Source organism: Dyadobacter fermentans DSM 18053 (assembly GCF_000023125.1).
Classification (GTDB): domain Bacteria; phylum Bacteroidota; class Bacteroidia; order Cytophagales; family Spirosomataceae; genus Dyadobacter; species Dyadobacter fermentans.
The window spans coordinates 4,045,550-4,070,656 of sequence record NC_013037.1; the positions used below are offsets into that span (position 1 = coordinate 4,045,550).

General features: G+C 52.1%; 24 protein-coding genes. 14 read left to right on the top strand and 10 right to left on the bottom strand.

Features of this window, described 5'->3' with window-relative positions; all coding sequences use genetic code 11:
• Window positions 1-10 precede the first annotated feature (10 nt).
• The gene (locus DFER_RS16340; protein ID WP_015812758.1) at window positions 11-523 is read right to left on the bottom strand and encodes a hypothetical protein; all 513 of its coding nucleotides are present in this window, start codon (window positions 521-523) and stop codon (window positions 11-13) included.
• Window positions 524-631: 108 nt separating this feature from the next.
• Between DFER_RS16340 and DFER_RS16345 the strand changes: the two genes are divergently transcribed.
• The 4 genes from DFER_RS16345 (at window position 632) to DFER_RS16360 (ending at window position 4,072) form a co-directional block, all read left to right on the top strand.
• Window positions 632-1,192, top strand: a complete 561-nt coding sequence (locus DFER_RS16345) for a cob(I)yrinic acid a,c-diamide adenosyltransferase (protein WP_015812759.1) — start codon at window positions 632-634, stop codon at window positions 1,190-1,192.
• Window positions 1,193-1,333: 141 nt separating this feature from the next.
• Complete coding sequence (locus DFER_RS16350) at window positions 1,334-2,401, top strand: branched-chain amino acid aminotransferase (protein ID WP_015812760.1); 1,068 nt, start codon at window positions 1,334-1,336, stop codon at window positions 2,399-2,401.
• A 188-nt stretch (window positions 2,402-2,589) separates the two neighbouring features.
• Complete coding sequence (locus DFER_RS16355; protein WP_015812761.1) at window positions 2,590-3,105, top strand: cupin domain-containing protein; 516 nt, start codon at window positions 2,590-2,592, stop codon at window positions 3,103-3,105.
• Between the two features lie 67 nt (window positions 3,106-3,172).
• Window positions 3,173-4,072, top strand: a complete 900-nt coding sequence (locus tag DFER_RS16360; protein WP_015812762.1) for a DUF72 domain-containing protein — start codon at window positions 3,173-3,175, stop codon at window positions 4,070-4,072.
• A 186-nt stretch (window positions 4,073-4,258) separates the two neighbouring features.
• On the opposite strand, the gene DFER_RS29270 is transcribed toward DFER_RS16360, so the two are convergent.
• The gene (locus DFER_RS29270) at window positions 4,259-4,474 is read right to left on the bottom strand and encodes an MBL fold metallo-hydrolase (RefSeq protein WP_050774704.1); all 216 of its coding nucleotides are present in this window, start codon (window positions 4,472-4,474) and stop codon (window positions 4,259-4,261) included.
• Window positions 4,475-4,922: 448 nt separating this feature from the next.
• On the opposite strand from DFER_RS29270, the gene DFER_RS16370 reads away from it, so the two are divergent.
• From DFER_RS16370 to DFER_RS16385, 4 genes are all read left to right on the top strand, one after another.
• Window positions 4,923-6,761: a hypothetical protein gene (locus tag DFER_RS16370; RefSeq protein ID WP_015812763.1), complete on the top strand. Its 1,839-nt coding sequence runs from the start codon at window positions 4,923-4,925 to the stop codon at window positions 6,759-6,761.
• A gap of 46 nt (window positions 6,762-6,807) precedes the next feature.
• Window positions 6,808-7,830, top strand: a complete 1,023-nt coding sequence (locus DFER_RS16375) for a T9SS type A sorting domain-containing protein (protein WP_015812764.1) — start codon at window positions 6,808-6,810, stop codon at window positions 7,828-7,830.
• Between the two features lie 65 nt (window positions 7,831-7,895).
• On the top strand, window positions 7,896-8,348 hold the full coding sequence (locus DFER_RS16380) for a GNAT family N-acetyltransferase (protein ID WP_015812765.1): 453 nt from the start codon (window positions 7,896-7,898) through the stop codon (window positions 8,346-8,348).
• Between the two features lie 97 nt (window positions 8,349-8,445).
• Window positions 8,446-9,510, top strand: a complete 1,065-nt coding sequence (locus DFER_RS16385; RefSeq protein ID WP_015812766.1) for an AI-2E family transporter — start codon at window positions 8,446-8,448, stop codon at window positions 9,508-9,510.
• 25 nt (window positions 9,511-9,535) lie between these two features.
• Here DFER_RS16385 and DFER_RS16390 read toward each other — a convergent pair whose 3' ends face one another.
• The 4 genes from DFER_RS16390 to pdxR all read right to left on the bottom strand — a co-directional run bounded on the left by DFER_RS16390 (window position 9,536) and on the right by pdxR (window position 14,538).
• Window positions 9,536-10,837, bottom strand: coding sequence for an ABC1 kinase family protein (locus tag DFER_RS16390; protein ID WP_015812767.1), 1,302 nt, complete (start codon window positions 10,835-10,837; stop codon window positions 9,536-9,538).
• Window positions 10,838-10,840: 3 nt separating this feature from the next.
• Entirely contained in the window at window positions 10,841-11,515 is a 675-nt protein-coding gene (locus tag DFER_RS16395; protein WP_015812768.1) for a TetR family transcriptional regulator C-terminal domain-containing protein, read from the bottom strand.
• 103 nt (window positions 11,516-11,618) lie between these two features.
• Window positions 11,619-12,971, bottom strand: a complete 1,353-nt coding sequence (locus DFER_RS16400; protein WP_041735221.1) for a D-arabinono-1,4-lactone oxidase — start codon at window positions 12,969-12,971, stop codon at window positions 11,619-11,621.
• An 82-nt stretch (window positions 12,972-13,053) separates the two neighbouring features.
• Window positions 13,054-14,538, bottom strand: a complete 1,485-nt coding sequence (gene pdxR, locus DFER_RS16405; RefSeq protein WP_015812770.1) for a MocR-like pyridoxine biosynthesis transcription factor PdxR — start codon at window positions 14,536-14,538, stop codon at window positions 13,054-13,056.
• A gap of 67 nt (window positions 14,539-14,605) precedes the next feature.
• Between pdxR and DFER_RS16410 the strand changes: the two genes are divergently transcribed.
• Window positions 14,606-16,558: a TonB-dependent receptor plug domain-containing protein gene (locus tag DFER_RS16410; RefSeq protein ID WP_015812771.1), complete on the top strand. Its 1,953-nt coding sequence runs from the start codon at window positions 14,606-14,608 to the stop codon at window positions 16,556-16,558.
• A 163-nt stretch (window positions 16,559-16,721) separates the two neighbouring features.
• Window positions 16,722-17,375 carry an alpha/beta fold hydrolase gene (locus DFER_RS16415; RefSeq protein WP_041736486.1) on the top strand — a complete coding sequence of 218 codons (654 nt, stop codon included), beginning with the start codon at window positions 16,722-16,724 and terminating at the stop codon, window positions 17,373-17,375.
• Here DFER_RS16415 and DFER_RS16420 read toward each other — a convergent pair.
• The 4 genes from DFER_RS16420 to DFER_RS16435 are packed head-to-tail and all read right to left on the bottom strand — an operon-like array spanning window position 17,359 to window position 20,568.
• Window positions 17,359-18,363, bottom strand: a complete 1,005-nt coding sequence (locus DFER_RS16420) for an NAD(P)H-quinone oxidoreductase (RefSeq protein ID WP_015812773.1) — start codon at window positions 18,361-18,363, stop codon at window positions 17,359-17,361. The genes DFER_RS16415 and DFER_RS16420 overlap by 17 nt on opposite strands.
• Window positions 18,360-18,731: a YccF domain-containing protein gene (locus DFER_RS16425; RefSeq protein ID WP_015812774.1), complete on the bottom strand. Its 372-nt coding sequence runs from the start codon at window positions 18,729-18,731 to the stop codon at window positions 18,360-18,362. The genes DFER_RS16420 and DFER_RS16425 overlap by 4 nt, the downstream gene beginning before the upstream one ends.
• A 51-nt stretch (window positions 18,732-18,782) precedes the next feature.
• Window positions 18,783-19,460, bottom strand: a complete 678-nt coding sequence (locus DFER_RS16430) for a pseudouridine synthase (protein WP_015812775.1) — start codon at window positions 19,458-19,460, stop codon at window positions 18,783-18,785.
• Window positions 19,461-19,497: 37 nt separating this feature from the next.
• Complete coding sequence (locus DFER_RS16435; protein WP_229206023.1) at window positions 19,498-20,568, bottom strand: DUF3500 domain-containing protein; 1,071 nt, start codon at window positions 20,566-20,568, stop codon at window positions 19,498-19,500.
• Between the two features lie 143 nt (window positions 20,569-20,711).
• Here DFER_RS16435 and DFER_RS16440 point away from each other — a divergent pair, with 143 nt between their 5' ends.
• From DFER_RS16440 to DFER_RS16455, 4 genes are all read left to right on the top strand, one after another.
• Complete coding sequence (locus DFER_RS16440) at window positions 20,712-22,058, top strand: deoxyguanosinetriphosphate triphosphohydrolase (RefSeq protein ID WP_015812777.1); 1,347 nt, start codon at window positions 20,712-20,714, stop codon at window positions 22,056-22,058.
• A 110-nt stretch (window positions 22,059-22,168) separates the two neighbouring features.
• Complete coding sequence (locus DFER_RS16445) at window positions 22,169-23,290, top strand: FIST signal transduction protein (RefSeq protein ID WP_015812778.1); 1,122 nt, start codon at window positions 22,169-22,171, stop codon at window positions 23,288-23,290.
• The gene (locus DFER_RS16450; protein ID WP_015812779.1) at window positions 23,287-24,624 is read left to right on the top strand and encodes a sensor histidine kinase; all 1,338 of its coding nucleotides are present in this window, start codon (window positions 23,287-23,289) and stop codon (window positions 24,622-24,624) included. Before DFER_RS16445 ends, DFER_RS16450 begins: the two co-directional genes overlap by 4 nt.
• 44 nt (window positions 24,625-24,668) lie before the next feature.
• Entirely contained in the window at window positions 24,669-25,100 is a 432-nt protein-coding gene (locus DFER_RS16455) for a response regulator (RefSeq protein WP_015812780.1), read from the top strand.
• The last annotated feature ends 7 nt before the right edge of the window (window positions 25,101-25,107 follow it).

Consider the following 25,107-nt stretch of genomic DNA (forward strand, 5'->3'; position numbering starts at 1 on the left):
TTTGGCAACATTAAAGCTTATCGTCGTGCAATGGAGGCCAAAGCAACCGGAGCGGAAGCAGGAAAACGATTAGCACGAGCGCGAGGCTGGTGTAGTAAAGCCAGGAGAAATCGAAGACGTCCAACTTGTAAGCAGTGCTGTTGATCGTCGCCAATGCGAGCAAACTAAACCCGGTAATGGTGTTGATCACCGCCACGAGGCAGAAAAGCCAGTTGGTAAGATGCTCATTCAGTTCGGCGCGGTGCCTGGCCCATTCTTTGCGTTTGAGGATCGGCAGATGCAGCGGGTCCACATTGGGGATGTGGCGGGCAATGCCGGTGATCACCACGTTGTTAAGCAAAAAGAGGCCGGTTACAATGTAAAAAATATTTCCTTTTTCCACATATCGCTCTGCGAGCCCGCTATCCGCGAAGTCGACCGCGACCATTTCCGGGAAAAGTGAATAGGTCCACGCCAGCGCCCCGATAACGAATAATAAAGAAGCCCAACGCCAGATCTTTATTGCAAATGTTGTAATTTTCATGAATTGGTAACCTTTAGAGAGGTTTTTTCGCCATAGTAAATCAGGGTGCAAAATTAGGTCGGGGAGTTTCTAAAACCTAATTGAAAAAAGTAAAGACCTATTTCACCTATGAAAATCTACACCAAAACCGGTGACAAAGGCACAACGTCGCTTATCGGCGGCACGCGCCTGAGCAAAGCGCATGTGCGCATCGACGCCTACGGGACGATCGACGAACTGAACAGTTACATCGGAATGCTGCGCGACCAGCCGGTAAACGAAGGCCGTAAAGATCTGCTGAAAGAAATCCAGGACCGGCTGTTTACCATCGGCTCGCACCTGGCCTCGGAGTCGGACCAGAAAAAGAAAATCCTGCCCGATTTGCATGACGAAGACATTGTCCTGCTCGAAAAGGAAATGGACCTGATCGACGCGAAAGTGCCGCCGCTGCGGGCATTCATTCTGCCCGGCGGACACGCCTCCGTTTCATTCGGGCACATCGCCCGGACCGTCTGCCGCCGGGCCGAGCGCGCGGTGATCCATTTGCAGCAGGGAGAGGAAGTCGAACCGATCGTCGTCCGCTATCTGAACCGACTCTCCGACTACCTTTTTATGCTCTGCCGCGCCATGACACACGAGCTCGGAATCGAAGAAATTACCTGGCAGCCGAGGGTCTCGCGGGAAAAATAATTGTTATACTAAATATCAATAATTTACAGATTAAATTCTTTAAATTGCGGGACTTATGAAAGAATGCGCCGGGACTTCCAAACCCTGCCTTTTTTCGAATTGTAAGCTCGGAAAGCGTTTGAAAAATTAAATTTTGGCATCATGACAGCCGACACAGTACAAATAGAAGTTCAGCAAACCACCCAATCCCGTTTGCAGGAGGTTGACTTCGACAACCTCGTTTTCGGGCGGAACATCTCCGACCACATGTTTATCGCCGAGTATAAAAACGGCCAATGGCAGGACCTCCGCATTGTCCCTTACGGCGATCTATCACTGAGCCCCGCCACTGCCGCACTGCATTACGGCCAGGCCATTTTCGAGGGAATGAAGGCTTATAAAAACGAAGCCGGCGAAGTGCTGCTTTTCCGTGCGATCGATAACTGGAAGCGCCTCAACAAATCTGCCGAGCGCCTTTGCATGCCGCAAATCCCGGAAGACGTTTTCATGAACGGCCTTACCGAGCTCCTCCGCCTCGATGCAGGATGGGTGCCGTCACAGCCGGGCTGCTCGCTTTACATTCGTCCCTACATGTTTGCCACCGATCCGTACATCGGCGTCAAAGCATCGGATTCATATTATTTCATCATTTTCACCAGCCCGGTTGGCACCTATTATGCCAAACCGCCGCGCGTGAAAGTGGAACAACATTTCATCCGTGCCGCAGAAGGTGGCGTGGGTGCTACCAAATGCGCAGGTAACTACGCAGGCTCTTTGTATCCGGCAAAACTCGCGCAGCAGGAAGGCTACGACCAGCTGATCTGGACCGATGCCCGTGACCACGCCTACATCGAGGAGTCGGGCACGATGAACATCATGTTTATGCTGGACGGCAAGCTGCTCACACCGCACGTTTCCGAAACGACGCTCGACGGCATTACCCGCAAAAGCATTGTCGCTATCGCCGAGCATTGGGGAATTCCTGTTGAAGAGCGCCGCATCAGCGTGGCTGAGATCATCGACGCCCTGAAAGCCGGCAAACTTGAAGCCGCATTCGGCGCAGGAACCGCCGTGGTAATCTCCCCGTTCGCGACCATCGCTTACGAAGGCGTGGATTATCCGTTGCCAGAAATCAAGGAAGATTCGTTTGTGAACAAAGTGAAAAACTACCTTACAGACCTGCGCACCGGGAAACAGGAAGATATCTTCGGATGGATGCTCAAAGTGTAAAGTTTTAATGTCGCCAAATGGCGATATCGATAATAAAAAGAGTTCTGAGCCGGGAATTGCCCTAGGCTTTGAACTCTTTTTCATTTAAACCCCAATCACAGCGCTTCATCTTTTTTACTTCCTGAGGCATCTTTCTGTTTTTTATCCTATTTTTGAGCTTCACCTGATTCACTAATTACATCCCGGTTATGATACAATCGTTTGCGGCTGATGCCGATAAAACTGAGGTTTTTGAAAACGTACAGCAGTTTATAGATAAGCAAGGCTTTACGGTTGTCGCCAAAGATCATTCACGTCCGTGGGGCGGCTTTTTTGTGCTCGACGAAAGCCAGGCACCGCAGTTCATTTCCACGTTTTTCCCCCATTTGTCGCTCGCCGATTTTGCCGGTTACGAAAAACTCAGTCCGAAAATCCTTGTGGTGGCGCCGAACAAGCGCCTTTCATGGCAATATCACCACCGCCGCGCCGAAATCTGGAAGGTAATCGGCGGGAACGCAGGCATCGTGATCAGCGATACGGATGAGGAAACCGAATTGCAGCAACTGCCGATCGGCACGGTTGTAAACCTGAAAAAAGGCGAGCGCCACCGCCTGGTAGGCGTTAACGAATGGGGCTTCGTGGCTGAAATATGGCAGCACACCGACCCTTCCAACCCGTCGGACGAAGATGATATCGTTCGCGTGCAGGACGATTTCGGAAGATAGTGCGTTCAAAAGCCGGCCAGGCAGCATCTGGTCGGCTTAATATTTGTTCATCCTAACCTAGCCAGTCATGAAATTCGGAAAAGTTGATGATGCCGATCATATAGATTTCAAACTGCCGGACGATGCGCCTGCCAACAAAGCGCTGCTGAATGCGGCGAAGGGCGGAAAGCCGGAAATCTACATCGGCTGTGCCAAATGGAACAGAACCGATCTCAAAGGTTTTTACCCGCGGGGCACGAAAGATGAATTGGAATACTACGCGAAGCAATTCAACAGCATCGAACTAAACGCGACCTTCTACAACAATTTCCCCGTAGAAACCATCGAAAACTGGTACGCCAAAACACCGGCGGGTTTTAAGTTCTTTCCCAAACTTCACCAGGGCATCAGCCATTGGAAACGACTGAAAGAAGCCAAAGAGCCAACGGATCTTTACCTAGACGGCATTGCCCATTTGCAGGAAAAACTCGGCATGCTGTTCCTGCAAATGCCCGATAATTTCGGCCCGAAAAACTGGGATATCTTACAGGCCTATCTCGAAGAATGGCCATCCGGCTTCCCGCTGGCCCTCGAATTACGTCACAAAGGCTGGTATGATAACTCTTTCAACAGCGAAGAGTTGTACAGCTTGCTCGAAAAGCAGAAAATCACGCATATCATCACCGATTCGGCGGGGCGCCGCGATTTGCTGCACATGCGACTCACCACACCCACCGCATTCATCCGCTACAATGGCGCCAATGTCGATTCCGATTACACCCGCCTCGACGACTGGTTCGAAAGGCTCAAACTGTGGATCGAAGAGGGCATTCAGAATATTTACTTTTTCGTACACCAAAACCACGAGGAAGCGTCGCCGCTGCTGTCGTCGTACCTGATCCAGAGACTGAATAAGGAACTAGGAACGGATTTGCACGTGCCTTTCGACCCGCGTGTGGACAGCGGGCAGGTCACATTGTTCAAATAGCACGAAGGCGGGAACCGACCCGCCTTTCGCATGCTATTTCAGTTCCAATTTTATGCCTTGCATTGCAAAGATCAGTCGCAGGCCGAAGCTGTTGGCTGCGTTCAGCGCCTTCCGTATTATTTCCTCGTTGTTTCCGGTCGGTTTAATGTGCGTTACCACCATATTCAGGTTTCGCAAATGCTGCTTTCAGTCGAGTTCCGCCAGTGTTTCACACTCATTCATATACCACTTGGGCGTCAGATGCCCGTACAAATGCCGGTCGGGCTGCGCACTGGGATACAGGACTTCCGGACACCCCCCTTTCAACCGCCCCGACTTCACGAGCGGCATCACAGCGATCCTAACTTGCTTCATGCGGTCGGATTTCTCTACCTCATCCGGGCCGGTATCCGTAAAGTGCATACTCGTCACGATATTTTATCAGGAAAGCAGTACTTGAATAGGGTTTGGAATGGCTTAGCGTAAATGCCTGCACGGTCATTTCTGGTCCCGCGGATCGTCTCCACCCTTCTTCGAGCTGTTGGTACCGGTATTTGTTCAACGTGGGCTTCGGACCGTCGCCGGTAAGATTGGGCCAGCTCTGCCAATTGAAGTAATGCGCTTTCATGACGTCAATGCAATGCGCCCTGGCATAAACGTGTTTGACGGTACCGCATTAAAAAAAGAGCAGAATCTCACCGTGGGAACCGAAGGTTAATTCGCCCGATCCGGTTGTTCATTCTTTGAAACCGCCATTCCGAAGAGTGCCGTAATTAGTCATACTAATCGCAAATAAGGCACAACAGATTTTAATCAAACCGGCATCGCCTCTGTCATCATGAAAAATTTTTTTTGCTTGTTAACCATTTGCATGGCTGGTATTCAATTGGCATATGGCCAGGTTTTTCCCGAAACTTTCACGAGTGCCGTTTGCAGTAACTGTGTCCCGCTTGGATACAGCATCGTGTCCGGCGAACCGGCCGTCTCCAACATTGTAGGGTATCAGGGCGTCCAATGGGCTTCCGCCATTCCATTTCCTCCTTCGAAAGACGAGGTAATTTTTCCCAACACCAATAGTGTGTTTCTATCCTTGAAAAGTACCGGCACCCAAAGTGCCAAAGTAAAGGTTATTTCAGGCGGGTTTGTACCTGGATTCGAGTACACGATAAGCTATTACGTACTCACGTCCAGGGAGCAGTTCTCTTCCTACGGTAGCTCCGCCACATTACAGATCGCGACAACCGACCAACTTCCGGCGATTATTGCCACCGGTGTTACTAACTTTAATTCTAATAATGCCAATCAATGGCTCCTGCAAGAGCTGACATTCAAGGCCCCTGCGGCAGAGCTGCAATTCACGCTCTATGGAGCTACAATCGGTGGCACGGGTCACGTAAATTTTGATATTTACTCACGACCGTTCAAATGTAAGATTCCCGGCGGGCAGGTTAAGTTTATTAGAGACTCAGACATTACGCCGTTCCCGTGCGAGACCGAGAACCTTTACGAGAACATAAAGTTGCCCATCCCCGCAGGCGCACAGGTAATATGGAAAGCAAATCCGGAGGTGACCTCGGCTACGTTAACGACCCAGCAGGCGTCCAATGCCAGCCCGCTCCCTTCCGGCCAGCACTATTACGCTTTCTATAAAGGCGAAAACATTCCCTACGAATGTTACAACACGGAGTTCTCAAACGCCGAATATTCGTTTACGTCTGTCGAAACGCAAGCGCAACTCATAAGCAATTCTGCCACCATCAATTGTGTCGACAAGAATTCGTTCGATCTGACGAGCCAGAAAGCGCAGTCACCGTATGAGGTCCGATGGTTCAATAACGACGCCCATACCGGCTCCATGGTCAGCAACCCAACCCAGGCACCTTTGGGCACGTACTATGCATTCTATTACAATTCCGACGGCAATTGCTATTCGACCAACAAAGCGCTGTTAACTTCCGCGTTTACGGTCTCGCCGGCGACGATATGCTGCAACAACCCCAACAACCCCGCCAGCCAAATCCCGCTGTCGGGATCTACCGCCGACGTTGCATGCCCCATGCAGACCGCCGATTTGACCAGTTTTCTCCCTCAACCTTTAAATTTACCTCCCAACACGGTAATCGAGTGGTTTACTACCGCAGACCATTCCACCGGCAAAGTGGACGACCCTACTGCCGTAACTACCGGCACTTACTACGCCTTTTCACACGATCTTACTTACGGTTGTTACAACACCATCCTTTCCAGCTCTTTTGTTAACGTCAATACGCCCTGTGCTGCGGCTGAGCTTACCACGACGCTGGACATAGACGGGCTGAATTTCAAAGAAGGTACCGAAAGAGACTTTGTGGTCAACATTTTTGAAACCGCGGGCTTCGGAACGAATGGAAACACTTCATTCAGGATCAGCAAAGTCGGTGCTTTTGATATCACTTTTCCCACCAACAGCGGCACTTCAAACGTGTTCGGGGGCGTAAACAATAGCAACGGCAACTGGGCATTTTCAGAAGACCCCAATTTTATTACCGCCAGCTCAAACATGGCACTGCCTGCCAACAGCCAAACTACTATCGGTTTCAAAATCAAAAGGAAACCGGACAAACCCGCCGGCATCATACAAAATGTAACCGCGGTGATTGTGACCAGCTCAGGCGGAGACAAGAATGGCTATAACAATGCGGCAGTAACGGCCGTCTCCACGACCAAGTAGCCTATCGATATTTACATCGCAAAGTTTCAAATTCTACATCTAAACCATGAAAATAAAAGTGACAGCCCTGGTAATGCTGATGATTGTCGGCCACTGCGTACACAATAGCTACGCCCAGGACCTCGATATCAATCTCGATCCGCAACAGGCCTCTGTTCTGGACAAAACATACGGGGCTTTGGAAGTTAAAATATGTAACTGCCACACCGCAAATATTACGGCACCCGCCAATAAAGCAAGGCCGCTAATCAGTTTTCCCGACAACCTCATCATAGAAAACGTGACAAACCCGGACGGCTCGGCCATTACAGATTTTTCCGTGCAAAAGCTGAGTAACGATCCCGGCGATCATGGTGTACGTTTACTATTGAATACTCCACTGGCCAACACCGCCTGCGCTTCATTCCTGATAAATGTCAAAGGGAACGGGGTAGGTGATGGACCGATAATAGCCACTTTGGGCTTCATGGGCCCCCAAACAGTCGGGAACCTGACTGCCAACGACAATGCCGTAGCGGCGCTGCCGGTTATGGTAAATTTTCCGGTCGAGCTCGATGAATTCAGCGTCAAAAAGGAGGAAAACACCGCTATTCTGGAATGGAGCACCGCCGTTGAGATTAATTCAAGCCAATTCGACGTTCAGCGAAGCAGCGACGGACATAATTGGCGTACATTGGCGAGCGTTACAGCGAAAGGGAATTCCCAAACGCAGGTGCGCTATTCGGCCAGGGATACCGACCCTTTGAACGGCGAAAATTTGTACCGCCTCCATATGATAGATACGGACGGCTCTTCGACTTACAGCATGATACGCAACCTGAGATTTGAATTCGAGCCTGTCGCCTTCTTCCCAAACCCCGCCAGGGACATGCTGCAAATCAAGACCAGCGATTGGAGCAAAATTCAGCAAATCTCTATCAAAAACACAAAAGGACAGGCTGTTTATATCTCCGCCGGCAGCAAGGCCAGGCAGATAGACCTCAGCTCATTAAAGGTCGGCATTTATATTTTGGAAATCCTTACGCATAACGGCGAAATCAATACATACAGAATAGCTATCGCAAAGTAGTACCGGATGCTCATCTTTCCTGGTATTGAAGCCGTATCTTCGGGAAATTTACCAGCAGACCACGCATGTATCAGATCATCCGCACGAACAGCGAACACCCCGGCTTCCGCGTACTCACGAACGAACTGGACGACGAACTTTGCCGCATTTACAACACCAACAAGGCTGATTACGAAGCATACAACCGCATTTCCGGCCTCACAACCGTGTTACTCGCATACGAAAACGGCCTAGCTATTGCCTGCGGCTGTTTCAAAACCTTCGATGCAGATCGCATTGAGCTGAAACGCATGTTCGTAAAACCCGCATTCCGCGGCAAAGGCATTGCCTCAGCGATGGTCGCCGAGTTAGAAAAGTGGGCGGCGGAGCTGGGCTACCAATCGGCAATCCTGGAAACCGGCATTGGGCAGCCGGAAGCCATTGCATTATACCGGAAGCTTGGATACCACGATATCCCGCATTTCGGAGAATTTCCGGAGGAGTCGCGGAGTGTATGTCTGGGGAAAAGTTTAACTTAAACGTGCTGTAAGATAAAGTCAAACTTATTACTCATTGGAAACTTCTACCCCGCCCTTCTATCAAAAACTTTCCCTAACCCTCCTGGCAATCGGCATTATGATGGTTGCCATTTACCTTGGGCAGGACATTATTGTTCCATTGGCGCTGGCCGGACTGCTCGCGGTGCTGCTGCGGCCGCTCGAACAGCGGCTGATGCGAATGGGGATTCCCAAACTGATCGCAATTACCCTGGCGCTTACGCTCGCGATCCTGGTTGTGTCGGCGGTGGCGGTGCTCATTTCCATGCAGGTGGCCGATTTTTCGGACGAATGGCCTAAGCTGAAACGCAATATCGATCACTTTTACCGCGATGCGCGCCGGTGGATTCGCCGGGAATACAGCGTAAGCTACCGCCAGCAGGCCGAATACCTCAAAAACGCGCAAACGAAAACCCTCGAGACGTTCCAGGGTCCCGAAACCCTCGGTGCGGTGACAGGTCCGCTCGGTACACTGATCCTCATTCCGATTTACACGTTCCTGCTGCTTTACTACCGGGCTATGCTTATCCATTTTTCGGTGGTGCTCTTCGCGGAGGAACAAAAGCACCGCGTTCTGGAAATTCTTGGAGAGATCAAATCGATCATTCAGAGTTACATGGTGGGATTATTGCTCGAAACCACCGCGGTGGCCGTGCTCAATTCGGCTGGTCTGCTGGTGCTGAATGTGCAATATGCGATCCTGCTGGGCGTGATGGCTGCCATCCTGAACCTCGTACCCTACATCGGCGGGCTCGTGGCTACGGCCCTCGCGGTAATGGTGACGTTCATCAGCCATCCGGAAATAGATGTGCTGCTGGGCGTTGTGGGGATTTTTATCGTGGTGCAGATCATTGACAACAACTTCCTCGTGCCGTTCATCGTCGGTTCGAAGGTGAAGATCAATGCCCTGGTGTCAATTGTGGGCGTGCTGGTGGGAGGTGCGCTCGCGGGACTGTCCGGGATGTTCCTTTCCATTCCGGCCATTGCCATGATGAAGGTAATTTTCGACCGCGTCGAGGGATTGGAGCCGTGGGGCATTTTGCTGGGCGACCAAACGCCCGAGCAGGCGAACAACAATCTGTTCCGGTTTGTGAATCTCAAAAAACCGGCCGCGGACGACGCAAAAGAAGAAAACCAGTCGTGAAAAGTATCACGACCGGTTATTGGTGTCAGCTTACAAATTGCTTGGTATCTACCACCGCTTTCAAGTCATGCAGCAGGCTGAAAAGCCCGAAGAATGTGCGGTTGATATAAATAAAATGCTTCGAGCCGCGATTCATGTTCATCTTGCGCAGCTCCTTGTCGTTCGCATATTTCTCCCCTAACGCGGCCAGTTTCAGGAAAAATGCTTCGTCCGAAAAATCGAACGTCTCGGCCTGGAATGGCTGGGTGAGCAGCGCGAGTATGTCCCGAAACAGGTTCGAGAAATAAACGATTTCCGCCTGGGTGTCCTTCTCCGTGAGAATTTCGAGCTCGGCCAGTTTGGCGTGGAAAACGGCTGGATTGTTCAGATTTTCCGGCTCGGCGAGTTCGAAATACGGTACGTAAAACTCCTCGGGTATTTCTTTGATACAACCAAAATCAATGGCGATCAGGTTATCGTTTTCGTCGATCAGAAAGTTGCCCGGGTGCGGGTCGGCGTGGACTTTGCGGAGCTGGTGCACCTGGAACATATAGAAATCCCACAATGCCTGCCCGATTTTGTTGGCCGTTTCCTGGCTGGGGTTTGTTTTACAAAACTCCGACCAATGCACCCCGCTCATCCAATCCATCGTGATCACGCGCTCGCTGGAAAACTCAGGATAATATTTCGGGAAGCGCAGGTTTGGGATATGCTCGCAAGCTTCGGCGATTTCGGTGCTCTGGGCTATTTCAAGGATGTAATTCGTTTCCTCGGTCAGCTTCGTTTCCACTTCTTTGAAATACTTGTCCGAATCCTTCGCCTGGATGTTGAACATTTTCATCGCAATGGGCTTCACGAGCGCTAAATCGGTCGAAATGCTTTCCGCTACTCCCGGATACTGGATTTTTACCGCCAGCTCCTTGCCCTCGTGCGTGGCCTTATGCACCTGACCAATGCTGGCCGCATTGATCGCATTCGGATTAAATGTGTCAAACAATTCCAGTGGCGACTTGCCGAAGTATTTGCGAAAAGTCTTCACCACCAGCGGAGCCGAAAGCGGCGGTACCGAAAACTGCGAGAGCGAAAACTTCTCCACATAAGCCTGCGGCAAAAAGTTTTTCTCCATACTCAGCATTTGCGCCAGCTTCAATGCGCTGCCTTTCAGGCTTTTGAGGCTATCATAAATATCCTCCGCATTGTTGCTGTTGAGGTTGTCCCGGGCCGTTTCCGGACTGGTGATCTTCTCGCCGTAATATTTCAGATAATTTCCCCCAATCTTAACCCCTGTTGAAATAAGCCGGGTGGCACGCCGTATTTTGGAAGTAGGGATACTGTCAATTGTTTCCATTCCTTACTTCAATTTTTCTTTAATGAGAAACTTCCCAAAATCGATCACGCTTTCGAGCGGCGTGGTGTCGATCAGGTCAAACGTCGCGCGGATTGATTTTTCAATGAACAGGTCCGTTTTTTCAAAACCAACCGATTCATCGTCGATCCAGAATTTCAGGGTAAGCAGCAGCTGAATCCACGCGCCCTCTTCAAGCGCGTCCTGCTGCGCCTTGCGGATGCGTTCGCTCCGGGCTTTGAGGTAACCATCGCTGATCTCGTGAATGTATTCCTTGAAACTGTTGCGAAATTCTTTGAGCTTCAAAATGCCGTTCAGCCTGTTTTTGTCCTGTTTTAATGCAAAAACCACGTAGCTGCGGTTGGCTGTCAGGATTTCCACGAGCGTGAAATAGTACGCCAGCAATTTGTCCCTGAAACCCACGCCGTCGATCTCGCCGCTCTGATTGATCAGGTTCACGGCCAAGTTATGGAAACTCACAAAAACGCGCTTTTCAAGCGAATCGATCGAAGTGAAGAACTTGTAGAACTCACGCTCCGTAAATCCGTGCGCCTTGGCAAACAAATAGACGGATTCCGGCTTTTTGTTGTTTTCAAGGCAGTAATGCATATATAATTCGGTGATCTTGTCGGCAGTGAGCTCCTCGCTCGCAGGTGGTAATGCCTTCATTTTAGTAGCCATCAGAAGTATTGGTTTACTTATGGAAGATGAGTCACGTTAAAGTAAACGCTCGAAGCGGCTATTTAATTCGGCAAAACCTCACTTAATTCCGCTCATTTTCAGCCTATGCCTTAAACACATTCAAATTCAGAAATGCATTCCGAAACTTCCCTTTCGGGTCCATTTGCCCGGCCAGTTCGCGGAATTCCGGCAGCTTTTCGTACCGCTTTTCCAGCACCGCGGGCGACACCGTGAACAGCTTGCCCCAATGCGGCCTCGGATTGAATGGCGCCAGCTCCCGCTCGATCACCGGCAGCAACTTGCTCACCGCCGGCCAGTCCTGCTTCCAGGTAAAGTGGATCGCCACTGAATCCTGCTTGTAACACGGGCTCAGCCAAAGGTTATCGGCCGCAATGGTCCTGATTTCGGATGTAAACAAATGCGGGCTGATTTGTTTACCCATTCTGGAAATTGCCAGGATCGCGTCCACCGCGTTTTTTCTCGGAACAAAATACTCCGATTGCAGCTCTTTGCCGCTGCTGGGCGTAAAACCCATTTTGAAATGCGGCATCCGCTCGTACCAAGGCCCCGGCACGCCCATCTGCTCGGTGCAGTTTTCGGCCGAGAGCTCAGGGATCGGGTGCAGGTTTTTGGTAGCGAGCTTCCCGCCGAAAAATTCCTTGTCGGGCAGCGCTTTCAACGGCTTGGCACTATTGGTTTTAAATTTAACCCACACCTCGGTAATGTCATCGGCGGCCCAGTTGGTAAACAAACTCACGCTGTAACCGCTGGCCTCTATCTCATCGAAATGTGCTTTCAGCTGGCTCAATGGCACATTTTCATACACATATTGGCCCATCATAAACGTCGGCTGCACGTCCAGCGTCACTTTTGTCACCACGCCCAAAGCGCCCAGATGCACCACCGCCGCATTGAATTTCTCTCCGTCTTTTTCCCTGCTCAACTTCAACACTTCCCCGTCGGCCGTCACCATTTCAAATGCAGAAACTGCGGTAGCCAGGTTGCCGTTTTTTTCGCCGGACCCGTGCGTGGCCGTTGCACAGGCGCCCGCAACGGAGATGTGCGGCAGCGAGGCGAGGTTAGGCAGCGCGAAGCCTTGTTCATGCAGGTAAGGCGCCAGCTGGCCGTATTTGAGCCCTGCGTTCACGGTCACGGTTTTATTTTTGGTATCCAAATCCATCACCTCCTCCGCACCGACTACGGAAATAAACTGGTCTTTCGTATCCGCAATATCGTTGAAGCAATGCCGCGTTCCGAGTACTTTCAGCTTCGGGTATTTCTTGACGATCGTTTGTACCTGCTTCAAATTTTTGCCCAGATCCAGCCTATCGGTGCTGTATTCAAGGTTGCCTGCCCAGTTGCGGAGCTTATCGGCCTGGGCCCAGCCTGCGAGCGGGGAAAGTAACGGAGCCGTCATTAATGCCGATGAAAGTTTGATGAAAGTTCGTTTGTTCATGCGGTAGCTAGGTTGAAATGCACGAATAGGAATTTATCCCAAATTAATTGAATAAATCGGCATTGCAACGCTGCGCAGTCGATCAGGCGGTCTTTTCCAATGCCGCTTTCAGAATCCGCACCGCTTCCCGCAGCTCTTTTTCGTCCAGATTGCCGAAACCCAGCCGGATGGCGCTCAGCCGGCCCGTTTGGAAAAGCAGCGTCTGGGGCAAATGCAGGTTTTCGCGCAGGCATTCCTTGCTCACACGCATGAGGTTAATGTCCCGCCGCCACTCCGTCCAGATCGCCAGTCCGCCCGGCGGCGCCTTAAAGGTGAGGTAAGGGCTGAAATCGTTTTCCAGTAATTCCGTAAACAAATCCCGCCGCAGGTGATACACTTTCTGCGCTTTCTTGATGTGCCGCTGGATTTCGCCCTCATCGAGCAGCTCGGCCAGGGCTTGTTCCATCATCAGGTCGCCCTGCCGGTCGATAATCCGCCGCATTTTGCCCAATTCCCGGATCAGGTTCTGCGGCGCCACCACGTATCCCGACCGCAAACCCGGCGCCAATGCCTTGCAAAATGAACCGACGTACACGACCATCCCGGCGCCGTCCGCACTCGCCAGCGGCAGCACGGGACTGCTGTTGTAGTGAAAATCGTAGTCATGGTCGTCTTCGAGGATGATAAACCCGTACTGCACCGACAAATTCAGCAATTCCACCCGTCGCTCGGCGCTGAGCGTGACGGTGGTGGGATAATGGTGATGCGGCGTAATGTACAGCATTCTGATGGCCGTACGCTCGCAAAGCTGGCGCACCGCTTCTACGGAAATCCCCTGATCATCCACCGGTACCGCAAGGATATTCGCACCGGCTTGTTGAAAAATCATATTGGCTACATAATAGCTCAAATCACCCACCACCACATTGTCGCCCTTTTTGAGCAGCAGCGTCGAGGCCAGGTAAATGCCCATCTGAATGCCTCTTGTGGTAATGATATTCTCCGCGCCGATGTGCAGCCCGCGCGTGTTGTTCAGGTAAGTTGCGAGGCGCTCGCGGAACCAGACGTTCCCTTCCACGTGCGAATAGCTAAGGTATTTCCGGTTGTTATTTCTTCTCAACACACTCGAATAGGCTTTCGCTAGCTTATCCATAGGCGCGAGGCGGACGTCGGGAAGGCCGTCGGTAAATTCCAAATCCACCCGGGAAAGCGAAACGGGCCGGTCGAGCAGCATACTCTCTTCGAATGCGAAACCGGTGCGCTCGGGGTATTGTTTCAAATCGCTCACGCTCGCGAGCGCACTGCCGCGGACTACCGGACTTTTCCGGGTTACGAACGTCCCGCGGTTCGGCAACATTTCTATCCACCCTTGCGCGTCGAGTTCGTTGTAAGCGGCCACCACGGTTTTACGGTGCACGTCGAGCATTTCGGCAAGCGCCCGTGTTCCAGGCAGTTGCACGCCGGTAACCAGCACGCCGCGCTGAATGGCGTTGATCATCTGGTGTGCGATTTGCAGATAAACAGGGGTGCCGGACGCACGGTCCAGCAGGATCACATTTCGGAAGGGAATTTCAACCGGACTACTCATTAGATTTAAACCGGAGCATATAAACGGTCCGGCAAGATAATAGTTTTGCATCGAAATCATTCCAGATATGAAACTACATTACCTCAGCATCACCTTCTTTCTGTCTTGCATTGCGAGCCCCGGCCTCGCGCAGGAAATATCGCTCGACCCTGTTACCGTCACCTCGTCGCTCGTCGAAAAGCGCGCCTCGCAGACCGGCCGCAACATTGCCGTCATCAAAGGCGAATACTTTCAGCAACTGCCCGTCCACAGCATCGACGACCTGCTCCGCTACGTGCCGGGCGTGGAAATCCAGGCGCGCGGCCCGCAAGGTTCGCAGAGTGACATTGTGCTGCGCGGCGGCACGTTCCAGCAGGTGCTTGTGATCCTCGACGGCATTCGCCTGAACGACCCGAACACAGGCCATTTTAATAGCTACATTCCCATCTCCCCGGCCGAAATCGACCGGATCGAGGTTTTGAAAGGCGCTTCATCCGCATTGTACGGTTCCGATGCCGTCGGCGGGGTTGTTCATGTTATTTCAAAGACATTTGCGGCGCGGCTTGCCGGCGCAGGAACGGATAATGCTGTACAAAAAACGCAAGTTAACGGCGGCGTGAGCGCTGGGGAATATGGGCTGTTTAATGCCAATGTGGGCGCATTTGTACAGCGGAACAAGCTGGCGGTTTCCGGAGGATTTTTGTCCAACAATGCCTCAGGCGTGCAGCAGCGGGGCATTAAGGGCTATTTTCACAATAATACGGCCTCATTATCGCTGAGCTACGCGATTTCTCCGAGCTGGAACCTATCCATCCGCAGTGCCTACGACCACCGCGATTTTGCCGCGCAGAACTTTTACACCGTGCTCAAATCCGACACCGCGAGCGAAAAAGTGAAAATGTCGTGGAACCAGGTGCGGCTGAGTTACCAGAAAAACAAGACGGCATTTTCGGTAGACGGTGGATTTAAATCGGTGCAGGACACCTATTTGTTCAACCCGCATTCCATTGCCAACAGCAGTAAATCGAAGCTCTGGCAGGGGCTGGCTACTTTGCAGCAGGGCCTCACCGCCAGCACGAACCTGATCGCCGGCGTCAACTTTCAGCAGCGTAATATCCGGTCCAACGACCGCGGCAATCACACATTGAACCAGCTCGCACCATTCGTTTCGGTGGTACAAACGATCGGGGAGCATTTTACAGTGACACCTTCCGCCCGCCTGGATTGGCGCGAAAACATTGGCACCGAAGTTTCGCCCCAAATCAATTTATCCTACAAAAAATCGAACTGGCAGCTGCGGGCGAGTGCAGGAAAAACCATTCGCGACGCCGATTTCACGGAACGGTTTAACAACTACGCCAAAACGCTCGTCACCGGCGGCAGCGTCGGCAACCCCGACCTGAAAGCCGAGCGCTCGATCAGCTACGAAGCCGGCGCCGACTGGTTCCTGACCAGCAACCCGACGGCTCAGCTCAAAATTTCAGGCACGTTTTTCCAGCGCCTTCAAAAAGACCTGATCGACTACGTCACCACACCATATGCACAAATGCCCCGCAAGGATAACCTCTCGCCAACTGGCACATTCGGCCTTGCATTGAACATCGCCGAAGTAAACACGACCGGCTTTGAGCTCGATATTCAATCGGCCAATGCGATTTCGGATAATCAGAAACTGCTCCTCAACGCAGGCCTTACCTGGCTCGATAGCGACAATAAAAGCAATATCCAGTCTTTCTACCTCTCGTCACACGCCCGTTTCCTTGCCAATTTCTCGGCCATTTACCAGGTCGGCGCATTCTCAGTGAGTGTGAATGGTTTGTACAAAAAACGGGCAGAACGGGAAGCATCGGCCATCGAAGCCACGATTTCTAAAAACTACTTTTTGCTGAATGCACGCGCCGAATATGCGTTTCTGAAACGTCAGCTGGGTGTGTTCGTGCAGGCCGATAATGCATTCGACAAGCAATACAGCGATGTGCTCGGCTCGGTAATGCCCGGTCGCTGGTTGATGGGCGGCGTTCGTTTCAGCTTTTCAAAATAGATCGGCATTCTTTTTGCAGGCGTTCGTATATTCGTAAAGACAGCCCCCTTTTATGTTTTTGAGTATACGTAACTCCTGTTTTCTAGTGGCATTATTGGCATTTTCAGGATCACAGGCAGCCGGCGCAACGGATAGCGCCGGCGTAGATCCTGCGGCCAAAAAAATGAATGTTTACTTCATCAGTGGTCTTGGCGCCGACGAGCGCGTGTTCACCAAACTCAAACTCGATCCGCGACTGAATGTGAAGTACATTAAATGGGTGAAGCCGCAGAAGAAAGAGACGTTGCAGCATTATGCAGCCCGGCTGAGTACGCAAATTGACATGTCGCAGCCGTTTCAATTGGTAGGATTATCATTCGGCGGCGTAGTGGCTTCCGAAATTGCGGATATCGCCTGTCCGCAGCAGGTTACGCTCATTTCGAGCATGTCGACCGGCGTTCCGCTTTCGAAGTTCTATCAGTTAATGATTAAATTCCTGCTGATGTCGCCGCTGTCGGCACCATTGCTGAAATCAGCGAATCGGCTTACCTACAACTATTTTGGCGCGGATACGCCCGAATTAAAGAAGCTGCTCAAAAAGATCCTGCACGATACCGACGCCAAATTTCTGAAATGGGCGCTGGTGCGCATGAGCGGCTGGAACCGGAAGGAGCGCATCGATAACGTTTTTCACATCCACGGAACCGCCGACAAGCTTATCCCGATTATCATCGTAAAGCCGGATATTGTGATCGAAGATGGCGGGCATTTGATGATTTACGCCCAGGCCGACCAGATTTCCAAAATTCTCAACCACCGGCTTACGGCCATTGATTGAGCAGAATGATCTTGCCGATATGGTCGCTGCTTTCCATTAATGCATGTGCTCTGGCAGCTTCCGCCAGCGGGAATGTCTCCGCAATCACGGTTTGAAATGCACCGCGTTCCATAACCGGCCACACGTTTTCCCGTATTTCATGTGCTAATGCTGCCTTGAAAGCATGGTCGCGGTTTCGCAGCGTGCTGCCGGTGACGGTGAGCCGCTTGCGCATGATCAGGCTGAAATCTACCACATCCTCGCCGGTGACCTTTCCGCCTTTCATGGTATTGATAAAAACAAGCCGGCCTTCTTCGCGCAGCAAACGCAGGTTTTTGGGGATATAATTTCCACCGACCATATCCAGGATAACGTCTGTACCGAGCTCGCGCAGCTGTTCTTCGAAATCTGCTTCCCGGTAATTAATGCTGATATCGGCCCCCAATGCATCGCACGCAGCACACTTTTCTTCCGACCCTGCGGTGGTAAACACGCTGGCACCGAATGCCCTGGCCAGCTGGATAGCCGTAATACCGATTCCGCTCGTGCCCCCGTGTACGAGGAAGCGCTCACCCTTCCGCAGCCGCCCCCGTTGAAAGACATTATGCCAGACGGTGAATACCGTTTCCGGCAACGAGGCCGCCCGGGCAAAAGCATCGCTATAATGGTTGAAAGCAACGGGTATGGGCAGGCAATGGCTGGCTTCCGCGAGGGCATATTCCGCGTAACCGCCGCCCGCCAGCAATGCGCAAACGGAATCGCCGGGTTTCCAGATGGTAACCTCCGGGCCCGTTTGGTCGATGATACCAGCCACTTCCAAACCAGGAATGTCCTGCGGTGCATCCGGCGGCGGTGGATAGTTGCCTTTCCGCTGGAAAACATCGGGGCGATTTACACCTGCCGCGAATACCTTGATGCGTACTTGCGAACCGGTCGGATGCGGCATGGCTACCTCCTGCATTTGCAATACTTCCGGCCCGCCGGGTTGAGTGATGACGATCGCTTTCATGAATAAATTTCTTTTCCAAACGGTGCGAAAGAGAGGCTCATTAATTTGAAATGCTGCTTCGCAAATGGCAGTCCGATGATGGTAATGGCGAGCAAAATGCCGAAAACGAGGTGCGTCAATGCGATCCAGATCCCGCCCAGAAAGATCCAGATGATGTTGAACACGGTAGACAAGCAACCCGAATCGCCAGGGACATCCCGCACGTGCTGACCAAACGGGAAGAGCGTCATGATCCCGATTTTGAAACATTGAATCCCGAAAGGAATGCCCACGATCGTCAGGCAAAGCGCCAGGCCCGCGGCCATATATTCCAGAAAGACGACAAATCCGCCGAAAATAAGCCAGATAATGTTCCCGATGAGGTTCATGGTGCGATCAGGTTAGATGTGAGTACCGCTTAAAACTAATGCCGTGAACAACTAGTATGCCTGATTTTCGACAGACGGTTCCAGGCGCAAATCGCCGGACGAAATCACTGACTTCCAGTTGTCTATTTTCAGCAATCTGAAAAACTCCTCCTCCCCGATTTCCCTCACCCCTCCCGGCGGCAGATCGCCGAGTTCCAAATCCTCGATACTGGCCCGGACGAGGCGTTTACAGCGGTGATTCGCCTCCCGCACCATTTTGCGAACCTGGTGGTATTTGCCTTCGGTGAGGGTAATGCTCAGCCAGGTGTTGGGCACACCGGGCTGGCCTTCGCTTTGATGCCAGGGCAAAATCGCCGGGCGTTCGATGACCTCCACCTCGCAGGGCGCTGTTGTGTAATAACCGCCACCCTTCACGCGGATAGGAATGCCCGTCCGCAGCAACTGCACCGTCTCCGGTGGCACGATATGGCCCACATTCACCCAGTACGTCCGGGTATGCGGCACTTCGCCCAGGAAAAGCAAGTTGGTAACTTTTTTGTTGGTAGTCAGGATCAGCAGCCCTTCCGACATGCTATCGAGCCGCCCCACGGCGTGCGTACCTTCTGGAAAATCAAAATCCAGCTCCCCCAGCAACCGCACATCATGCGAGCTGACGAACTGCGAAACCATGTTGGGTGGCTTGTTGATAATGAAGTAGCGGTGTGGTACCATGCCCAAATGTACGATCATGGTACCACATGCTGCACAAAAGCAGCAAGAACTTTATTCAGTTATGCTTCGCCTTGTAATGCGCTTCCAGCAAATCCTCTCCGAAATCGTTCGTGAGATCGCGGACTACCGAGTGGATGTGGTTGCCGCCGTTTTGGGTGTTGTCGAATTCGATGAGGAATGTGGGGCCGTGGATGCGGTAGTAGTGGCCGTGGCCGGTGCCGATCTCGGGCTGGTGGTCGCCGAGCCATGCGAAACGGATCTTTTCGAGGCCATGTTTTTCGAGTTCGGCCCATTGCTGGTTTTTGAGCGTGACATGATAGCGCTGCAAATAGGCCATAATGAGTTTTTTGAATGCGGCTTGCTGGCTTGCATTCAGCTCGGCCATCGGGATGCCTTCCATTTTGGCAAGGGAGGCTTTCCGGCTGTTGGAAGTAAATATTTCGTTCGGTGCTTTGGCACCGAGGTTCGCTTTTTCGAGCTGGGAGGCGTCGAGGCTGTGCAGAAGCGCAAATGCGAGGTCCTGCTCGGCTTGGAGGATCCTCCGGCCTTTTTGCGGTACATCGGCCATGACCGTCCCGGGGTTACTGCCCATAAAACTGGGTGTGTAGGATAGCTGATTGTCTATCGACGAGAAGTGCAGCGACAAATGGTGGCCTTCCACGCGCCAGCCCCACGGCTCGCTGCCCGGCGTGCCGAATATGAGAAATGCATAGTTTTCAGGATCGCGGTAGGTGTCGTTCGCCGGCCGGGATTCTACCACCCGCAGCACATGTTCGAGGTCGATGATCTGCACGGCTTTGTTATAACCTTCCTGGCTGAGTACCACGCGGATGAGCGCCATTGCGGCTTTACGCTGCGCGGCATTCATCGTTTTGAGCGTAATGCCTTTGCGGGCGCGCGGCGTGAAGTTCCAGTCGAACCGGGCAAGGTCGGTGTAGGGCAGCTGGGCCTCCTTTCGCTGTTCGGCGGAGAGTGTATGTAGAAAAGCTGCGGCAGCGGCCTGCATTTCACGGGCAAGCCTGGCATCACCCGGCCCGCAACGAACGGGTGGCTTGCCGAAAACCTCCGGCGTAGCGATTTTAAGGCATATTAATCCAAAAAATAAACACTGGATCAGCTTTCTCATAGCGCTTCGGTTTGAAATAAATCGTTGTGCATTACCCATTTAAAAGCCGCGCCGGCGTTCGTTTCTACCTGATAAAGCCCCCAGCCTTATTTCCGCGTATTTTCGACGAAAGGCATTAGTTTTGCGGCTTATTTGAAATTAATATGATGCAATGGGAAAAATTGCTGTCGGCCAAACGCTGGGGCAGTGAAGACAAATACAATTCCGACCCGACCGAAGCGCGTTCGGAATTCCAGCGCGACTACGACCGGCTGATCTTTTCATCGCCATTCCGCCGTTTGCAGAACAAAACGCAGGTTTTTCCGCTGCCAGGAAGCATTTTCGTTCATAACAGGCTTACCCACAGCCTGGAAGTAGCGAGCGTGGGCAAATCGCTCGGGCGGATGTTCTACAATCATTTGCGGACACAAAACCATCAGATCGACGACGATCTGCCGCTGATCAGCGAGATCGGCAACATCGTGTCGGCGGCCTGTCTCGCGCACGACCTCGGCAACCCGGCTTTCGGGCATTCCGGCGAGGCGGCGATCTCACATTATTTCACCGATGGCGACGGTTTGAAATACCAAAAAGAAGTAAGCGAAGCGCAATGGGCCGATCTCACGCACTTCGAAGGAAATGCCAATGCGATCCGCATTCTCACCCATCCGTATGCAGGCAAGGGTTACGGCAGTTTTGCTTTGACCTACTCCACATTGGCTGCCATCGCAAAATATCCCTGCGAAGCCAGTGCAGGACATCAAAAAGCAAATATTTATACCAAAAAATACGGCTTCTTCCAATCCGAGCAGGCTGGTTTTCAAAAGATTGCCACTGAGCTGGGGCTTTCGCAAGTTTCGCAATCGCCGCTCGTTTATAAGCGGCACCCGCTGGTGTACCTGGTGGAAGCGGCCGACGATATTTGTTACAATATCATCGACCTCGAAGATGCGCACCGCCTCAAAATCCTGTCTTACCAGGAAGTGGAAGCGTTGCTGCTGGCGTTATGCAACGATCCGCGCATGCCCGGCCGCCTGGCCGAAATCGAGGATGACGATGCCAAAATCGGGCTGCTGCGGGCGAAATCCATCAGCGTGCTCATCGGCGCATGTTCCGAACTATTTATTAATGAACAAAATACAATCCTGAAAGGCGATTTCAATGCAAGCCTGATCGACCGCATTCCCGAGCCTCACCGGTCGGCCATGAAGGAAATTGCCCGGATTTCGGTACAGAAGATTTACAACTATTCATCGGTGGTGCAGATCGAGGTGGCGGGTTACAAAGTCATGGGTGGATTGCTGGAAGAATTTGTGCCTGCATACCTCCATAACAACTCGCATTACACCCGCAAGCTGGTGGACCTGATACCGAAGCAATTCATCACGTCGCGCACCGACACTTATTCCAAAATTCAAACCGTACTCGACTTTGTATCAGGCATGACCGACCTGTATGCCGTAGAATTATTCCGAAAAATCAAAGGCATCTCGTTCCCATCTATTTCGTAGCAGTTACCCAATTACAGTGGCTGCATATCGCCTTGCGTAAAAGTAGTTCGTTCTCAAAAGTTTTTATGTAAATTGTAGATCGAATTAAACAGCCGCAACCGCCTGTACGTATGCAGATTGAACAATTTGTCTATTCGGATAGTCAATCCGAAATCGCATTCTCCTTTTCACCGCAATTGCTGTTCATTTTCGGCGACCGCGAATTGCTTGAAACGACGGGAATTGCTCACCAACTGGCCTCGGAATTTCCGGGTGCGGTATGTTCCGGATGTTCCACAGCAGGCGAAATCGCCAACGAATCGGTGCGGGAGCACACGGTGATCGTAACAGGCATCGCATTCGACTCCGTGATGGTGCGCAGCTCCAAAATCCAGCTGACCGATGTGGCTTTCGATAGCACGGAAGCGGGAAAACTGCTCGTTTCCAAGCTTCCGCAGGAAGGTTTGAAACATGTTTTCGTCGTTTCGGATGGCCTGAAAGTGAACGGCACCGACCTCGTCAAAGGCATGACAGAAGGCCTTTCCGATGGCGTTACCATTACCGGCGGCCTCGCTGGCGACGGTTCTCACTTCTCCCGTACGATAATTATTGAGCCCGATGGAAAAGTCGCGACGGAAAGTGTAGCGGCAATCGGGTTTTATGGTGAAAAATTGACGATCGGTTACGGCTCGCGCGGCGGATGGGACAGTTTCGGGCTCGACAGGGAAGTGACGCGTTCGCAGGACAACATACTTTACGAAATCGACGGCCAGCCCGCACTTGACCTTTACAAATCGTTTTTGGGTGAAAAAGCCAAAGAATTGCCGGCGTCGGGACTGCTGTTTCCACTGAGCATGCGCGATAATGAAGACCGTGTTCCCGTGGTGCGCACCATCCTGGGAATTAATGAGGAAGAAAAGAGCCTCACATTCGCGGGCGATATTCCGCAGGGCTCATTTGTGCGATTAATGAAGGCCAATAACGACCGGCTTGTGAACGGGGCCGAAGAAGCGGCCCAGGAAGCCGGCCGCGCACTGGGCAATAGTCCGGACTTCGCCATCCTGGTGAGCTGCGTCGGGCGCAAGCTCGTGCTGAAACAAATGGTGGAAGAGGAAGTGGAATGCGTGTCCCAAGTGCTCGACGGGCCTGTCATGACCGGCTTTTACTCATACGGGGAGCTGGCGCCATTCAACCGCGATTCGCTTTGCGAGCTTCATAACCAGACTATGACCATTACCACCTTCCGTGAATGACACCCATGCAAACGCTCGAACTGACCGAAACCAATTACCACCGGCTGTTGAAGCGGCAAATCCGGAAATCGCTGCCGCCCGACCTAGCCGAACACCCCGACATACAAGATTTCCTACTGGCTGTAAACCAGGCATATACCGAATACCAGGACGATCTGTCGCGCATGGAACTGATCCTGGAACAGAGTTCGGGAGAGCTTTTCAAGGCCAACCGCGAGCTTAGCCGCATTGCCCAGGAAAAAACAGAAGAGGCTGCCCTTACCAGTAAAAGGCTCGAAGAAGTGGTAGGCAGCATTTCGGAAGTGCTGGTGCAGCTCGATCGCGACGGTAATTTCACTTACCTGAACCAGGCGTGGGAAAGCATTACCGGCTACCCGGTGAGCGCCAGCATGGGACAAAGCTTCGCAGGTTTTTTCCCAACCGCCGAAGCCAGGGAAAAAGTGACCGAAATACTCTCCCAGGAAACCGAGGGAAAGGAGGAAACGCTGCGGATTTATACGGTGGGCGGCCAGGAAAAATGGCTGGGCGTTTCACTTACCCCTTATTTCAGCAACGGGCAGCACATTGGCTTTACCGGTACGCTCGCGGACGTGACCGCACGGGTGACCGCCGAAACGAAACTAAAATCCTACACCCGCGACCTCGAACGCATTAATGCGGAGCTCGACCAGTTTGCCTATGTGGTAAGCCACGACCTGAAAGCGCCGCTGCGGGCGATCAACAACCTCTCCGAGTGGATCGAAGAGGACATTGCCGATATGCTCGAAGGCGAAACGAAGGACCAGTTCCGGCTGCTGCGCGGGCGCGTTCACCGGATGGAGAACCTTATCAACGGCATCCTGTCCTACTCGCGCGCCGGAAGAATGAAAACCGTGAAGGAGAAGTTCGTGATCAGAGGACTGGTGGACGAGCTGTGCGAATCTTTCAGCACCAAAAAGCCGCTTTCTTTCAGCATTGAGGGCGACGCATCTATGGAAATCGAGGCGGAGAAGATCGCATTGACGCAGATTCTCCAAAACCTCGTTTCCAATGGGATCAAATACAATGATAAAGATGAAATCCGCATCAGCGTCGGCTGGAAGGACCTTGGGAAAGAGTACGAATTTCACGTCGGCGACAATGGTCCCGGCATCAGCCCCGAGTTCCACGAACGCATATTCGTCATTTTCCAGACGCTTCAGGCGCGCGACGAGGTAGAAAGCACCGGCGTAGGACTCGCGATCGTCAAAAAAATACTCGACGAAAAGCACAGCAAGATCCGCATCGACTCGGTAATGGGCGTCGGCACGACTTTTTACTTTACCTGGCCGAAAAACGAAGCAAAAGACATTTGATATGTCCCTGATAACCCAATTAAATACAATTCAAAAACAACAAGATGTCCCTTTCCTCCCCTATCCCGATGACCATATTACTGGTAGAAGACGATGAAGTAGATGTAATGAATGTCAAGCGGGCATTCAAAAAGAACAATATTTCCAACCAGCTCGTCGTCGCATCCAACGGCATCGAGGCGTTGGCGCTGCTCCGTTCCGACAGCCTGGATTATCCTAAGCCGAAGATCGTGCTGCTCGACCTTAACATGCCGAAAATGGGCGGAATCGAGTTTTTGAAAGAAATCAGGCAAGACCCGTCGCTCAGTACGCTGTCTGTATTTGTGATGACCACCTCGAATGAAGACAGTGACAAAATCGACGCATTCAACCTGAACGTCGCCGGCTACATCCTCAAACCATTGTCGATGGACCGGTTCATTGCCGCAGTATCCACATTAAACAGCTACTGGACCCTGTGCGAATATCCTCAATAGCCGTTAT